1 pseudogene is annotated in these 231 nt (G+C 52.8%); it reads right to left on the bottom strand.

Features of this window, described 5'->3' with window-relative positions:
- Positions 1 to 231, bottom strand: a pseudogene (locus IEQ44_RS18820) (hypothetical protein); the annotation flags it as partial.

Raw genomic sequence — 231 nt, 5'->3', positions numbered from 1 at the left:
ATGTCCACACACTGGAGACGAAGCCTTGTGGAAAGTACATCAGGATGGCAAAGACGAAACCAAAGACAAGGATACGGTCAGCCCCCCGGTGATCACCGAGCCGTCCGAGTCGCGGCGCCGATAATAGCGTCGAAATTCCGGGTAGAGCGGCAATGATTCCAGCAACGACGGTGATTGGGCCGACGTTATGCATCAGTTCTTTGACATATAGACTAATAATGGGCGTGATGG

The organism is Nocardioides malaquae (genome assembly GCF_015070385.1).
Classification (GTDB): domain Bacteria; phylum Actinomycetota; class Actinomycetes; order Propionibacteriales; family Nocardioidaceae; genus Nocardioides; species Nocardioides malaquae.
This window is presented reverse-complemented; position numbering and strand designations above follow the sequence as displayed.